This is a genomic window from Allobosea sp. 10L422 (genome assembly GCF_056395345.1).
Genome location: NZ_JBFTJI010000003.1, coordinates 35,166 through 49,073, shown reverse-complemented (window position 1 = coordinate 49,073; position 13,908 = coordinate 35,166). Strand labels below are relative to the sequence as shown.

Below are 13,908 nucleotides of genomic sequence, written 5' to 3'. Positions count from 1 at the left end.
GGGCGAGGCTTGCGCTTCCGAGCCTGCGGCCGGCCGGGATTGGCCAGCCGCAGGGGGCGATGTCAGCTTTGCACGAAGGCGAGCAGGTCGGCGTTGAGCTCGTCGGCATTCACGGTGAGCATGCCGTGGCCGAAGCCTGGATAGGTCTTCAGCTTGCCGTTCTTCAGGTGCTTGATCGACTCGCGCGCGGCGGCGCCGATCGGCACGATCTGGTCGTCCTCGCCATGCAGGACGAGGGTGGGCACGCCGATCGCCTCGAGATCTTCCGTCTGATCGGTCTCGGAGAAGGCCTTGATGCCGTCGTAATGGGCCTTGGCACCGCCCTCCATGCCCTGCCGCCACCAGTTCCGGATGACGCCCTGGTCGATTTTCGCACCCGGCCGATTGAAGCCGTAGAAGGGGCCTGTCGGGACGTCGAGGAAGAATTGCGCCCGGTTGTCGGCGAGCGCCTTGCGGAAGCTGTCGAAGACCTCGATGGGCAGGCCGCCCGGGTTCTTGTCGGTCTTGACCATCAAAGGCGGCACCGCGCTGACCAGCACCGCCTTGGCGACGCGGTCCTGCGGCTCGCCATGCCTGGCGACATAGCGAGCAACCTCGCCACCGCCGGTGGAGTGGCCGATATGGACCGCGTTCCTGAGATCGAGATGCTGCGCGACCGCCGAGGCATCCGCTGCATAATGATCCATGTCGTGCCCGTCCCAGACCTGGGCGGAGCGGCCATGGCCGCGGCGGTCATGGGCGACGACGCGATAGCCCTTTGACAGGAAGAAGAGCATCTGCCCGTCCCAATCATCCGAAGAGAGCGGCCAGCCATGGTGGAACATGATGACCTGGGCGTCTTTCGGTCCCCAATCCTTATAGAAGATCTCGACCCCGTCCTTGGTTGTGACGAATGGCATTTCAGTCTCCTTTGGTGTGCCAAACATGGTCTTTGCGGCGACGGCGCCAAATCCATCGGTTCCGTCGAAATTTCGTCGCGATGCCCGTTGCCGGAAGGCAGCGCACGGCAGGCTGCACTCTGCAACGGCATTATGGGGCCGTCTTGTCCGACTGCCCGGCTTTTTGTGGTTTATCGTCTCGACTTGGCAGAGATGCGTCAAAGCTGGCTGTGCCATGCCCCCCGCGGGGTTCCGGCGCAGCGCGTGAAGGCGTGTGCGAATGACCCGATCATCAGCGCCGCAATCGGGGGCGGTCGTCAAGAGAGACGAAAGTGCCGTCTGGCTGATGGCGTCGACTTTCTGCTTCCCGCCCTTGAAGGTGCTGTAGATTGCGGCAGGTCGCGTTTGAGGAGACATCATGATTCTGGTCTGTGGCGAGGCGCTGATCGACCTGTTCGTCGGTGCGCCGGATCGCGGCGAGATGCCGGCGCGAGCGGTTCCCGGTGGTTCGCCGTTCAATGTCGCGATCGGCCTCGCCCGGCTCGGCATCGAAGCGGGGTTTCTCGGAGGCGTTTCGCGCGATGCGTTCGGCTCGCTGCTGGCCGAGATGCTGGCCCGGGAAGGGGTCGATTGCGGCTATCTGGTACGGACGGACCGGCTCAGCACGCTCTCCGTCATCGCCACCGACGGCAATGGCCAACCCCGCTACAGCTTCCATGGCGAGGGCGCCGCGGACCGCTCTCTCCTGCCATCCGATCTGCCTTCCGAACTGCCCGGCACCGTCGAGGCGCTGGCTTTCGGGTCCTACACCATGGCGGCCGAGCCGGTGGGGCCGAGCCTCGCCGCGCTGGCCGAGCGCGAGAAGGACAGGCGGTTCATCAGCGTCGACCCCAATTTGCGACCGACGGCGCTCGGCGGGCTGGCGGGCTGGCATATGGCGGCCGAGCGCTTCTACCGCGCCGCGAACCTGATCAAGGCCAGCGAGGAAGATGTGCGGATCGGCTGGGACGGGCAAGTTACGATCACTGAGGCCGCCGCCTATTGGCTCGATCTCGGCGCGCAACTGGTGGTCATCACCGAGGGAGAGCGAGGCGCGACGGCCTTCTCGTCTGCCGGGCGGATCTCGGTGCCCGGACGGCCTGTCACGGTTTGCGATACGGTTGGCGCCGGGGATGCCTTCCATGCGGCGCTGCTGGCGCGGCTCGCCCAAACCGGCCGATTGCACCCGTCGGCGCTGGCTGAACTCGATATCGCATCCGTTCGCGAATTGCTGGTCTATGCCAGCGCCGCGGCGGCGCTCTCGGTCGCACGCCGGGGCGCGGTCTTGCCGACCGCCGCGGAGGTGGAGGCGTTGCTGTCGACGCCGGCGTAGCTGCCATCGTCGGCCGCGCAGGCGAGCGCCATTCCCGCTCAGGGCAGGACGCGGGTCAGTTCGAGGCGCTGCGGCGGCCCCAGGACGCGACTGGCGGTTGAGATGGTTCGTACGCTCGTCGGATTCCGATGGATTTCGGACATCCGGATCAGACGCGCGCTTTCGAGGTCGTGCTGCCACAGATCGGGCCTCTCCGGCTCGGCAGATTCGGCCACGCAACCGGTAAAGGCGAAGGACCGGTAGATGGGAAAGGCATAGGGCTCCCACCCATCCGACCCCATCGGACTTGGCCGTTCCATGATCCACTCGGCGGTGGCGCCGCTGATGCGCAGGCCCGCCGGCACCGAGGCGTCGAAGGCCTGCAGGATGATGCCCTTGCTGACGTTCTTTAGATTACAACGCACCGTTGCCTCGTCGCGCACCGTGATGATCGCGCTGATCTTGTCACGGGGATCGACGGGCAGTGCGAGCTCCTGAATCGGGAGATCCAGCCCCCGCGCCCACAATTGGAACCAGCTCGAATACTCGGCATGAGGGACAGGTTCCGTGAGCCAGCGCTGCCGCGTGCCGATCTGAGGGAGAGAGGAATCCGCATAGAGCCTCTGCCCGTCGAGCCCGATCCATGTCGAACTCTGGTATTCCGGGGCGGTTCCGCCGGGCGGTGCGGAGACCTCAGGCACAGTCCAGTTCGCCATCACGGAGACGAAGCTGCGGCCGTCACGGGGTGTCACATAGCCGCCGGACCAGTTCATGCTCTTCTGCACCGGCCTGGCGGCTTGAGCGGCAAAGCGCAGAATTTGCAGCCGCGGGGCCACGTTGGCGGCCTTGGACGCGCTGAGAAACCGCAAGGGCGGAGCGTTGGGGCGCCGGCGCAGGAAGGCCCGGCGAAATGCTGCCGCCGCCGGATTGGCCCTGAATTCCGCAGGGGTCGGCAGGCCATAGCGCCGCAATTCCCTGTCGCTCGCATCCGCGGGATCGAAGGTCTCCGGTGGCAAAGGATAGGGCGCGATGGCGCCGTTAGGCGGGTCGGCCATTGCCGCCTCCTCACTCTGGTTTCCATTCGGCGGCGGCCTTCGTCACGGTCTCGCCGAATGTTTTGAGCGTGTAATGATCCGCGCTCTGCCCGGTGTCGCTGTGCTCCGACAGTTTCGCGAAGGCCGCGGAGGCGATTGCGGCGCCGGCTTCGGAATCGCTTGGAAAATGCAGTCCGGCGATCTCGCGGTTGCGCGCCACACGCCGTGCGAGCGCCATGAGCGTTTCCGTCAGGGCTGTCCGGTCAGCCTGGGGCAGTGCCGGAGTCACGATCTTCAGCATGTGCGCCATGCAGGCTGCCATGAGATGCGCCTGGGTGGCATGGCCGCTGGGATAGGATGAATGGCCGGGTACGGGGATCGGCGGCATCAGCGCGGGGCATTCCCAGGATGGGCGCGGGCGCTGGAAGACCTGCTTGTAGTAGAGGGCACTGAAAGACGCGACCAGGCTGGCGATGTGCAGGACCCGGAAGGTCTGCGGATGGGAGGCCGGCGTCATCGCCAGCGCCGCCATGAAGGTGGAGATGAACTCGCCATCCTGCACGAGTATTTCGCCCAGGGCCGACGCGCGCTCGTCGCGCGCGGCGGCAAGCAGGTTCTTGATCTCGCGCGCCTGCCTGGTTTCAGCCCCCTCCTTGCCGTTAAGGCCGATCAGGATGTCCGCCAGCGTGTCGTTCAACTGGTTGGTGTTCCAGTTCGTCGCGGCGAACTCCGTCAGCCCCCGGAAGGCATACCAGCGCGCCGCCCAATGGCGGTCCGCAAATGTCGCCGGTTCGCCGCCGACGGCAGCGTTCATGAAAAGGATCTTCTTGTAAGGCCCAGATGCCGGGTCGAGGCGGATATGCACCGATTTCTGCAGATCCCGGATCCGTCCACCAGCCGCCGTGGTCGACTCCATCGAGAACGGAAAATCGGCCCGGTCGGGTACGAACCAGTTTCCGTCGTCGCCGCTGATGCCGGAGTTTCCGGTATTGCCGGTGTTGCCGGTATTGCCTGTATTGCCTGTATTGCCGGTCATCGCATGAACCCCGCACGGTTGCTGTTGCGGCAAACTCGTTAGGCTTCGGCTCAGTCAGGCAGTCCTGCCTTCCGTAAGTGCCCGATCCACGTCTCCAGAATAGGTGGGGCGAACGGGCAGCGCGGCGCGTAAGGCGTCAGTCTAAAATCGGGCTGGAGCAAGAGAAGGCGATCGGCGACGCTCGCTGCCTCCCGGTGTCGTCCTGCTGCGACCAGGCTGGCGGCAAGCGTACGCAAAGTAAAGCGGATTGAAGGATTATGCGCAACAGCACTGCGCGCCCAGCCGACCGCCTGATCATAGTGGCGGTTGATATAGTGCGCCTGGGCCAGGATGCCCTCGTGCCAGAAGCGATAGGGATCTGCGGGGGCGAGGCGCTGCCCGGTCTCGCCGTGCTGGACCGCCAGCGAGCCGTCGCCGACGAAGCCGCGCGCGGCGCTGCTCATTGTCCAGGCCATCGCCACGCTTGGCCCGGCCTCGATCGCCTGGTCGAGAAAGCGTTGCGCCGTAACGGCATCGCGCAGGAAGAAGGCCTGGACGTGCCCGTAGATCGCAAGTGCGAGCGGGTCGTTGCCGTCGCGCTCGATGGCGGCCCGCGCCCGGTCGACCGCCGCCTGCGCGTCGCCATCGGGATCGGGCGAGCCGAGTTCGCCGACGCGGAAGACATGCCACAGCGCAGTGTAGGTGAAGGGGGGAGCGTAGGACGGGTCGAGTGCCATCGCCTGCTGCAGCAGACCGCGCGCCCGGGCAAAGCTGTCGGAATCCATCTTGTAGAGCAGGTCGAGCGCCTGGAGCAGCAGGTCGTAGGCGGTCATGTTCTGCGGGTGCTGACGCAGGGCGCGCCGCAGCTCGCGCTCCCGGACATGGGGCGCCACGGTTCTGACGAGCTTCAGCGCGATGCGGTCCTGGAGGTCGAACAGCTCGCTGACCTTGCCGTCGTAGTGATCGGCGCTGACCACCGCGCCGTTCTCGTTGGCGATGAGTTCGGTGCTGATGCGGACGCGACTGTGAGACAGCGAGACGGTGCCGTCCATGACATAGCGGACGCCGAGCTTGCGCCCCACAGAGACCGGGTCGGCCCGCTGCCGGCCGAATTCCAGCGTCGATCCGCGCGAGATGACGAACAGTTCCTTGAGCCCCGACAGCGACTGGATGATCGAGTCCACGACGCCATCGGCGATGGAGACCTTGAGCAATCGGGTGCCGTTCATGCGGAACGGCAGAACGGCGATGGAGGCCCGCGCATCGGCGCCGGCGTGGCTTTCGCCGATCTTGCGGGCTGGAGCCGGCCCAGGCTCGGAGCGGAGGGCGAAGACGCGCACCGGGCGCTCGTGATTGCGCAGGAAGATCTCCCCCATATCGGAGCCGAGCACCCTCTCCGCCATGTCGAGCTGCTCGAAAACAGCTTCCGAAACGATGACGCCACCTTGTTCCGCATAGGATTGCAGCCGGGCGGCGACATTGACGCCATCTCCGAAAATATCGTCATTCTCGAAAATGACGTCGGCTAGATGGATGCCCATCCGAAATGCGATCCGCAGGGAGATGGGCTGATCGGTAGTGGCTGCCGCGAGCGCCTGCTGGAGCGACAGGGCGCAGTGGGTCGCCGTGGACGCGCTATCGAACGTGGCGAGAAATCCGTCGCCGGTGTTCTTGACGATCTGTCCGTCATGCTCGCGCACGCAAGGATCGATCAGACCGACGCGCAGGCTCATCAGCCGATGATGCGTCGGCTCCTCCGCCGCCTCGCTCAGGCGCATGTAGCCGACCACGTCGGCTGAGAGAATGGCGGCCAGGCGACGTTGCATCTTCGCTGACGCTCTCACACCCGAAACCGACCCCGCAGGGGCCGGGTTCACCATGATGGATCAAGCCTTGTCGATGCTGGCATGAGAGTGGTGCGAGGTCCACCGCAAGCGTCGCCCGACCGATGTCTGGGTCATGAAGCGAAAACGCGGCGGTTGTCCGCCAATGCAGAACGATCGCGATCTGGTCTCCGGGCTGGAGCTCCTGCTGTTGGGGCAGCCGGAGCCGGCTGGCAAGGCTGTCCGCCTGCGACTATTTCTTCGAAGCGGTATAGAGCATCTCCATCCGCGACAGCCCGATGTCGCTCAAGGTGTGTTCGTCGAGGGGGGCCGGGTCCGCCTCGTGGCGCCACAGGATATGGGCCGGGTTCAGCCAGCGAAGCAGGCCTGCGGCGGCGCGCGCTGACGGGCTCGTCGGCGATGCTGCTGCCGCGCCGTCGCGCAGCGAGGCCGGAACTGCTAGGCTTGAGACTGCATGAGAGAGGTGCAGAGCGTCGTGCACGATTGAGCTCCGTTCGGTCGGGCTCTCACCGAGGTCGCGGGATGCGGCCGTGGCGGCCTGTCGCGACGGAGTTCTCTACCGATCGGCACGCCGATTCTGTGCGCTGGATCACACAGGATCAGGCTGCGCCGGAAAACCGAATGTCGGAGGCGCCAGATGAATGACGGGCCTCTTCGTATCGTGAGCCTCCTGGCGGTGAACCCGTTCTTCGCAGGTTTGCTCCCGGGAACGCTGGAAGAGATCGCACTCGTCTGCCGCCCACGGCATCTCGCAGCGCGCGAGGTGCTGTTCCTGAAAGGCGATCCGGGCGATGGCCTCTATGCCATCCGGCGTGGCCTCATCCGCATCGGCACGACGAATGATCTGGGGCAGCAGATGACGGTCAACCTGCTCGGAGGCGGCGACATCTTCGGGGAAATCGCACTTCTCGACGGCCGCTCGCGAACGGCTGATGCGGTCGCGATGGAAAATACCGAGATGTTCTTCCTGCCCCGCCGGGATTTTCTAAAGCTGCTCGCGACCGACACTGCGCTTTCGTTGCAATTCATCGAGCTTCTCTGCGCGCGGCTGCGGGACGTCCTGCAGCGCATGGAGGAGACGACCTTCCTGCCGGCGGCAATGAGGCTGGCCCGGCGCATCCTCACGCTCGCGATCGACTACGGAACGGAGGTGCATGCGACGCAGGACGAACTGGCATCGCTCAGCGGCATCACGCGCGAGACTGTGAACCGCCAGCTTCAGAGCTGGAAGCGGATGGGCGTCATCGAGCTCGGGCGCGAACGTCTGACGATCCTCGATATCGAGGCGTTTCGCAGGCTCGCGAAGGTCGCGGCGCCCAAGCCGAGCCCCGGCAGCGCCTGAGCGGCTCTACGCTTTTCCGGCGACGACGAGGGAATAGATCGCGACCGGCCGATCATATCCTTTCAGGACCCGCGCCTCCAGCGCGACAAGGGGCAGGCGCGAACCTACCGATTGGGCCGCTGCCCGGTCGCAAAGAACCTCGAAATCATCCGCGATCGAACACAGGCGCGAGGCGAGGTTCACGACATTGCCGATCGCGGTGTAGTCGAGGCGGCCTTCCGAGCCGATCCGGCCGACGGTCGCCGGGCCCATCGCAAGGCCAACGCCGAATCCGAGGCGATGGTCGAGGCTGTGCCGGCTGGCCAGCAGCTCGTGCACCCCGATTTGCATGTCCCTGGCCATTTCCAGAGCGCCCAGTGCGGGGTCATCACAGGGCACGGGCGCATTGAACAGCACCATCGCGCCATCGCCGGAGAAGTTCGTCAGCGTGGCCCCGTGGGTGGCGACCACCGTTTCCAGGGCGGAATAATAGTCTCCGAGCATGCCGATGACGGTCTCGGGCTCGGCACGCGCCGAGAAGGCGGTGAATCCCCGCAGATCGCAGAAGGCGACGACCACGTCGACGCGCCGCCCGTCGAGCAAGTGATCGTCGCCGGTCCGTTCGACGAGTTCCGCCACTTGCGGGGCGAGAAAGCGCTTCAGCCGGTTGATGCGCTCCGAGCGCTCCTGCGAGACCGCCAGCTCGCTCGCCATCTCGTTGAAACGGGTCGCCAGCCGTTCGAACTCATCGCCCGTCTCAAGGTGAATCCTGTGCTCGAAATGTCCGGCGCCAATGCGGCCGACGCCCTCCTCCAGCAACATGATGGGTTCGACCATGCGTCGGGAGAGCCAGTAGGCGAGCATGGCGGCAAGGCCCGCACCGGCAATGAGCAGGGCGATCGTGCGCCACAGGGCGGCGTAGATCGGGCCGAAGGCCTCGACGACGGGTTGCTTGACGATGACGCTCCAGTCCACGCCGGAGATCGGCGCCGTCGCAGCGAGCACCTTGCCTCCCGTCACGTCCCGGCCAGCGATCGCTTCCCCCGGGCGGGTCAGGATCGAGGCCCGCAGGTCCCGCAATGGCTTCGTCGCGGCTTCATCGGCGCGCAGGACCAGGCTGATATCGGGGTGGGCGATGAGGCGCCCCGGCCGGTCGAGCACGAAGGCTTCGCCCGTACGCCCCACCTGTATCGCCGAGATCACGTCCCAGATGAGCTTGAGGTTGACTTCGGCCATGGCCACGCCGGCGCTTGGACGGTTTCCGGCGACTGCGATGGTCATGAAGGGTTCCGAGCCGCGCTGAAACGTGACGGGGCCGAACCAGGTACGATGCGAGCGCGCACCCGCAACGGCCGGCTCCCCGGACTGGTCTCTGCCGCTCTCGATTCTGTTCAGGCCGATGCGAGACAGGAACAGCCTTTCCCGGCCGGCTGCGTCGACCAGGCTGAGACTTTCGATGGCCGGCACCTGGCGTAGCACGAGAAAGGCGTCGAGCCTGCGCTTCTCATCTGCGCTCTCCGGCCAGGGCAGCAGCACCGCCCATCCGAGCTGATCGCGAATCCCTTCGATGAAATCCTGAATTTTGGCCGCGGCGCCCCTGGCCTCGGCGTCGAGCATATTGTTCAGCCCGGTGCGCTGGTCGCGATATCCGAACCATGCTTCGACGCTGCCGGCAAAGAGCAGCGGCACCACGACGGCGGCAAACAGGGCGAGGAAATACTTCCAGAATAACGATATGCGAGGCGCCGCTGGCTTGTTGGACATCGCGTTGGCTCGCTCGGCGGTTCACCGGCCGGGGTTATTCGATCACGAAGTCGGCGCTGCTCAGAAGCGAAGGTGGGACCGACAGGCCCAGGGCATTCGCAGCCTTGAGGTTGATGAACATCTCGACCTTGGTAACGCGCTGGACCGGCAGTTCCGAAGGTTTCATTCCTTTCAGGATACGGCCGGCATAGATCCCGGTGTGACGGTGCGACTGCTCGAAATCGCCGCCATAGCTCATCAGCCCGCCCGCGACGGGAAAGTCGCGGGATTGCGTGATCGCGGGCGTCCCGTGGGCGGCGGCGAGCGCGGCGAGCTGCGGGCTGCGATAGGCGAAATAGGGGTCGGAGGTGAAGACGAGCCCGCCCGCGCCGGCCTGAGCCGCGCCGGCGAAGAGCGCGCCGAATTCCTGTTCCGTGCTCGCCGTCAGCGGGTGCAAGGCGAGCCCCAGGCTGCTTGCGGCACTGTTGAGGTTCGCCAATTGCGAGTTCGAGGTCGGGCTGGCCGGGTTGACGGCGATGGCGAAGAGCCTGGCGTTCGGCAGCAGCTCCGCCATGAACTCCAGGCGCTTGCGCGAAACTTCGACGCTCAGGCTGGACACGCCGGTCAGGTTGCCGCTCGGCCGGGAGAGGCTGTCCACAAGCCCAAGGGCTACGGGATCTCCACCGAGCTCGAACACGACCGGAATGGTCGTGGTCGCCGATTTCGCAGCGAGCGCGACCTCGGCACCGCCGGGCGCGACGATCACGCTCGCCCGGCGACCGACCAGATCTTTCGCGAGCGCCGGCAGGCGCTGATACTGGCCTTCCGCCCAGCGGAAATCGATTGCGACATTGTGCCCTTCGGCAAATCCGGTTTCGGCCAGCCCGGCACGGAAGGCGGCAAGGCGGCTGGCGTAGCGCTCCGGGGTTTCCGAGCCGAGATAGCCCAGCAAGGGCATTGCGGGTTGCTGCGGGCGGGCGGCGCTGGCCCATGCCGCCGCGCCGCCGGCGAGCACGAGCATCCGGCGCCGGTTGATACGGTCGCCGAGACCGGCCAAAGCGAAGGGCAAGAAGCGCAAGGCACTCTCTCCTGCCGACATCGTCCATTCATCTTGAGCGGCGGGATACTACCGCAGTCACGCGGCACAGGCATAGTCGCGTTGGGGCACCCGAAGCCGGGAAGCCGTGCCAGGCCCGGCAGCTTTCTCAGCGACCCCAGAGGCAGATGACGTTCGGCGGATATTGCATCGTCGCAGCGGGGCCGCCGGAGCCAATCTCCCGTTCAGCTGCCGTCGAAAACGCGCCTGCGCGCGTTTTCGAGATGGAGCTGCATGGCCCGGCGCGCGGCGGCCTCGTCCCCCAGCTCGATCGCATCGAGGATCGCCTTGTGCTCGCGCTGGACGCTCAGGAGGCGCGGCCGTGGCTGGATCAGCGAGAGGTTGCGGTTCAGATTGATCCCGGTGGCGATCTGGTCATGCAGGGCGTTGAGCGTCGTCACGAAGAAATGGTTGCCGGCGGTTTCGGCAACGGCGCGGTGAAAGGCGATGTCTTCCTCGACGCCGAGCCGGCGCTGTTCGCTGACGATCTCCAGCGCGATGAAGGCATGGCGCAGTTTCAGAAGGCCGTCTTCGTCGCGCATCTTCGCTGCCAGCGCGGCGATTTCCCCCTCCACGGCAATCCGGAAGACGAAACAGCGCTGGATGTCGGCGATGCTGCTGATCGGCGCGAAGCTGCGGACATCGGGCGCCGGCCTGCGCAGGACATAGGAGCCCGACCCGCGCCGCGATTCGACCAGACCGTCCTCGCGCAACCGGCCCAGCGCTTCGCGCACGATGGGGCGGGAGACTGCCAGGCGCTCGGCAAGCTCGCTCTCGGAGGGCAGCCGCGCCGCGACCGCGAACTCCCCGGTGATGATCTGACTCAGGATATATTCGTAGACGCGGTCGCCGAGTTTGCCGGTGCTCATTGTCTCCGCCGTGGGTTAGTCCTGATCGCGTCAAGCGCATGTCGCCGCGCAAGAGTCGGCTTGCATTCCGAGAATGCTACTTTACAACTTATTTTACAAATTATAGGCGTTTCATTGAAGTGTGCTGCAACCGGCGCCGTACCGCTTTGGACTCGCAGGTCGATGCTGCGAGTGGGCGGCGCATCTCTTCGGGAATGAACCGATGCCCAAGCTCAAGCCGGAAACGCGCGAGAAGCTCCGCACCGTCTCCGTCGCCACGGTCTGCACGGCGCTCTTCAAGCGCGGCTTCCGCAACCAGTTCATTCAGGATGTCCGGCCGTTGAGCCAGGATACGGGTACGATGGTCGGCGAGGCCTTCACGCTGCGCTATATCCCGGCGCGCGAGGATCTGAACCCGCTCTCGGTGTTCCAGGACCGGGCGCATCCGCAGCGCAAGGCGGTCGAGGACTGTCCGCCCGATGCGGTAATGGTGATCGACAGCCGCAAGGATCCGCGCGCGGCTTCCGCGGGCGGCATCCTCGTCTCGCGGCTGATGAAGCGGGGGGTTGCCGGTGTCGTCACCGATGGCGGTTTCCGCGATTCCCCGGAGATCGCGCAGTTGCCCTTCCCGGCGTATCACAACCGGCCTGCGGCGCCGACCAACCTGACGCTGCACCAGGCTGTCGATATCAACGTGCCGATCGGCTGTGGCGATGTCGCCGTCTGGCCGGGCGACGTCGTCCTCGGCGATGGCGAGGGCGTCGTGGTCATCCCCGCCGATCTCGCCGATGAGGTGGCGGAAGAGGCGGTCGAGATGACCGCCTTCGAGGACTTCGTCACTGAAGAGGTGATGAAGGGCCGCTCGATCCTCGGCCTCTACCCCGCGACCGAGGAGCAGACCAGGATCGACTTCGCCACGTGGCGCAAGGCCAGGAGCCGATGAAGGTCTCCCGCTGCAGCCCGAAGCGTAACCCGGCTCAGACCGTCTCGCCGACCGCCTGCAGATAGAGGTCGAGGATCGCCTCTTCCTCCTTGCGCTCCTCGAGGTCGCGCTTGCGCAGAGCCACGACCTTGCGGAGCACCTTGACGTCGTAGCCGTTGCCCTTGGCTTCGGCATAGACCTCCTTGATGTCGTCGGCGATCGTCTTCTTCTCTTCCTCGAGCCGCTCGATGCGCTCGACGATGCTCTTGAGCTGATCGCCCTGAACCGGATCGTCCATCTGATATCCTTCCGGGGTATGAAAATTCGGCGGGCAGCGTTCGCCCGGATTGGGGCAGGGCGTCAAGCCGCAAACGCCCGGCCCTCAACAGCTGTGATGCCGCAATTCCATCAGGCGAAGCACCCGAGAAAAGTATGACTTAATCGCCATAAGGCAGATGACGCCGACCTTCGCGCGACCTAAGAAGGATCGAGAGAACTGCCGCGATCAACGGCCGCGCCGGGTGGAAATGGGCAACGTGCACAGTCCTGCAACCGAGACAGCGAAGCTGCGCGAGACGGCGCGGAAGATCTACGACGCCGCGGTATCGCGGGCTCACCCGTCCGGATGCCTGCCGCAGCATCTCCCAACCGCCCCGGCGACCGGCCGCCTGATCCTCCTCGCCGCTGGGAAGGCCGCGGGCAGCATGACCGCGCTTGCGGAGGCGCACTATCTCGATGGCGGCTTTCCGCCCGAACGGTTGCTCGGCCATGCCGTCGCCCGACACGGCTACACCGCTTCGACCCGACAGATTCCGATGGTCGCCGCCGGCCACCCCGTGCCGGACCAGGGCAGCATCGACGCCGCCGAGTGCGCGCTGGCATTGGCTGCTTCCGCGACCGCTGACGATCTCGTCCTCGTCCTGCTTTCGGGCGGCGGCTCTGCCAATTGGGTCGCACCGGCGGGTTCGCTGGCACTGGCGGAGAAGCAGGCGGTCAACAAGGCCCTGCTGCGTTCTGGTGCGCCGATCGGCGAGATGAACATCGTTCGCAAGCGCCTGTCTCGCATCAAGGGCGGCCGGCTCGCGCTGGCAGCCGCTCCGGCGAAGCTGCTGACGCTCGCGATCTCAGATGTACCGGGCGACGAGCCGACGGCTATCGCGTCGGGCCCGACCGTCGCCGATCCTTCGACCACGGCCGAGGCCCGCGCCATCATCGCGCGCTACGGGCTCGATCTGCCGCCGGCAGCGCGCGCCCTGCTCGACGACCCCGCAAACGAGACACCGAAGCCTGGTCACCCGGCCTTCGCCAACAGCGAATTTCGCATCATTGCTCGCCCGGCCGATGCGCTGGCCGCCGCCCGCGCCGCCGCCGAAGCCGCAGGCTATGAGGTGCACGATCTCGGCCCCGATCTGGAAGGCGAGGCGCGCGAGGTCGCGGCGGATCATGCCGCACTTGCACGCCGCCTGAAGCGCGAGGGCAGGCGGGCTGCGATCCTCTCCGGCGGCGAGCTCACTGTGACGCTGCGCGGCTCCGGCCGGGGTGGCCCGAGCCAGGAATATGCGCTGGCGCTGGCGATCGCGCTGATGGGCGAGCCCGGCATCGTCGCGCTGGCCGGCGACACCGACGGCACCGATGGTGGCGGCGGCGAGCCGACAGACCCGGCGGGTGCGCTGATCGATCCCCAAACTTTGGCCCGCGCCGCCGAGATCGGCCTTGATCCCGCCCGATCCCTCGCGGAAAACGATTCGACCGGCTTCTTCGAAGCGCTGGGCGATTTGCTGCAGCCGGGGCCGACCCTGACCAATGTCAACGACTGCCGCGTGATCCTGATCGAGCCGTGAGATTTCCTGGACCTC

13 protein-coding genes are annotated in these 13,908 nt (G+C 66.1%); 4 read left to right on the top strand and 9 right to left on the bottom strand.

Annotated features, from left to right (window positions below; translation table 11 throughout):
- Window positions 1-62 precede the first annotated feature (62 nt).
- The gene (locus AC1DEZ_RS08475) at window positions 63-899 is read right to left on the bottom strand and encodes an alpha/beta fold hydrolase (RefSeq protein ID WP_476779403.1); all 837 of its coding nucleotides are present in this window, start codon (window positions 897-899) and stop codon (window positions 63-65) included.
- 397 nt (window positions 900-1,296) lie between these two features.
- On the opposite strand from AC1DEZ_RS08475, the gene AC1DEZ_RS08470 reads away from it, so the two are divergent.
- Window positions 1,297-2,250, top strand: coding sequence for a carbohydrate kinase family protein (locus AC1DEZ_RS08470; RefSeq protein ID WP_476779402.1), 954 nt, complete (start codon window positions 1,297-1,299; stop codon window positions 2,248-2,250).
- A gap of 38 nt (window positions 2,251-2,288) precedes the next feature.
- Here AC1DEZ_RS08470 and AC1DEZ_RS08465 read toward each other — a convergent pair whose 3' ends face one another.
- The 4 genes from AC1DEZ_RS08465 to AC1DEZ_RS08450 all read right to left on the bottom strand — a co-directional run bounded on the left by AC1DEZ_RS08465 (window position 2,289) and on the right by AC1DEZ_RS08450 (window position 6,603).
- A complete protein-coding gene (locus AC1DEZ_RS08465; RefSeq protein ID WP_476779401.1) occupies window positions 2,289-3,284 on the bottom strand; it encodes a G1 family glutamic endopeptidase in 996 nt (331 codons plus the stop codon).
- 10 nt (window positions 3,285-3,294) lie between these two features.
- Window positions 3,295-4,299: a phosphatase PAP2 family protein gene (locus tag AC1DEZ_RS08460; RefSeq protein WP_476779400.1), complete on the bottom strand. Its 1,005-nt coding sequence runs from the start codon at window positions 4,297-4,299 to the stop codon at window positions 3,295-3,297.
- A 50-nt stretch (window positions 4,300-4,349) separates the two neighbouring features.
- On the bottom strand, window positions 4,350-6,104 hold the full coding sequence (locus tag AC1DEZ_RS08455; RefSeq protein ID WP_476779399.1) for an adenylate/guanylate cyclase domain-containing protein: 1,755 nt from the start codon (window positions 6,102-6,104) through the stop codon (window positions 4,350-4,352).
- A gap of 250 nt (window positions 6,105-6,354) precedes the next feature.
- A complete protein-coding gene (locus tag AC1DEZ_RS08450; RefSeq protein ID WP_476779398.1) occupies window positions 6,355-6,603 on the bottom strand; it encodes a hypothetical protein in 249 nt (82 codons plus the stop codon).
- Between the two features lie 156 nt (window positions 6,604-6,759).
- Between AC1DEZ_RS08450 and AC1DEZ_RS08445 the strand changes: the two genes are divergently transcribed.
- Window positions 6,760-7,464, top strand: coding sequence for a Crp/Fnr family transcriptional regulator (locus tag AC1DEZ_RS08445; protein WP_441511843.1), 705 nt, complete (start codon window positions 6,760-6,762; stop codon window positions 7,462-7,464).
- 6 nt (window positions 7,465-7,470) lie between these two features.
- Here AC1DEZ_RS08445 and AC1DEZ_RS08440 read toward each other — a convergent pair whose 3' ends face one another.
- The 3 genes from AC1DEZ_RS08440 to AC1DEZ_RS08430 form a co-directional block, all read right to left on the bottom strand.
- A complete protein-coding gene (locus AC1DEZ_RS08440; protein WP_476779397.1) occupies window positions 7,471-9,207 on the bottom strand; it encodes a cache domain-containing protein in 1,737 nt (578 codons plus the stop codon).
- A gap of 34 nt (window positions 9,208-9,241) precedes the next feature.
- Entirely contained in the window at window positions 9,242-10,207 is a 966-nt protein-coding gene (locus tag AC1DEZ_RS08435; protein ID WP_476779662.1) for an ABC transporter substrate-binding protein, read from the bottom strand.
- 260 nt (window positions 10,208-10,467) lie between these two features.
- A complete protein-coding gene (locus AC1DEZ_RS08430; RefSeq protein WP_476779396.1) occupies window positions 10,468-11,151 on the bottom strand; it encodes a FadR/GntR family transcriptional regulator in 684 nt (227 codons plus the stop codon).
- Between the two features lie 202 nt (window positions 11,152-11,353).
- Here AC1DEZ_RS08430 and AC1DEZ_RS08425 point away from each other — a divergent pair, with 202 nt between their 5' ends.
- Entirely contained in the window at window positions 11,354-12,073 is a 720-nt protein-coding gene (locus tag AC1DEZ_RS08425) for a ribonuclease activity regulator RraA (protein ID WP_476779395.1), read from the top strand.
- Window positions 12,074-12,107: 34 nt separating this feature from the next.
- Here the strand turns inward: AC1DEZ_RS08425 and AC1DEZ_RS08420 are convergent, their stop codons facing one another.
- Window positions 12,108-12,350 carry a DUF2312 domain-containing protein gene (locus AC1DEZ_RS08420; RefSeq protein WP_038363023.1) on the bottom strand — a complete coding sequence of 81 codons (243 nt, stop codon included), beginning with the start codon at window positions 12,348-12,350 and terminating at the stop codon, window positions 12,108-12,110.
- Between the two features lie 238 nt (window positions 12,351-12,588).
- Between AC1DEZ_RS08420 and AC1DEZ_RS08415 the strand changes: the two genes are divergently transcribed.
- Window positions 12,589-13,893, top strand: coding sequence for a glycerate kinase type-2 family protein (locus AC1DEZ_RS08415; RefSeq protein WP_476779394.1), 1,305 nt, complete (start codon window positions 12,589-12,591; stop codon window positions 13,891-13,893).
- The last annotated feature ends 15 nt before the right edge of the window (window positions 13,894-13,908 follow it).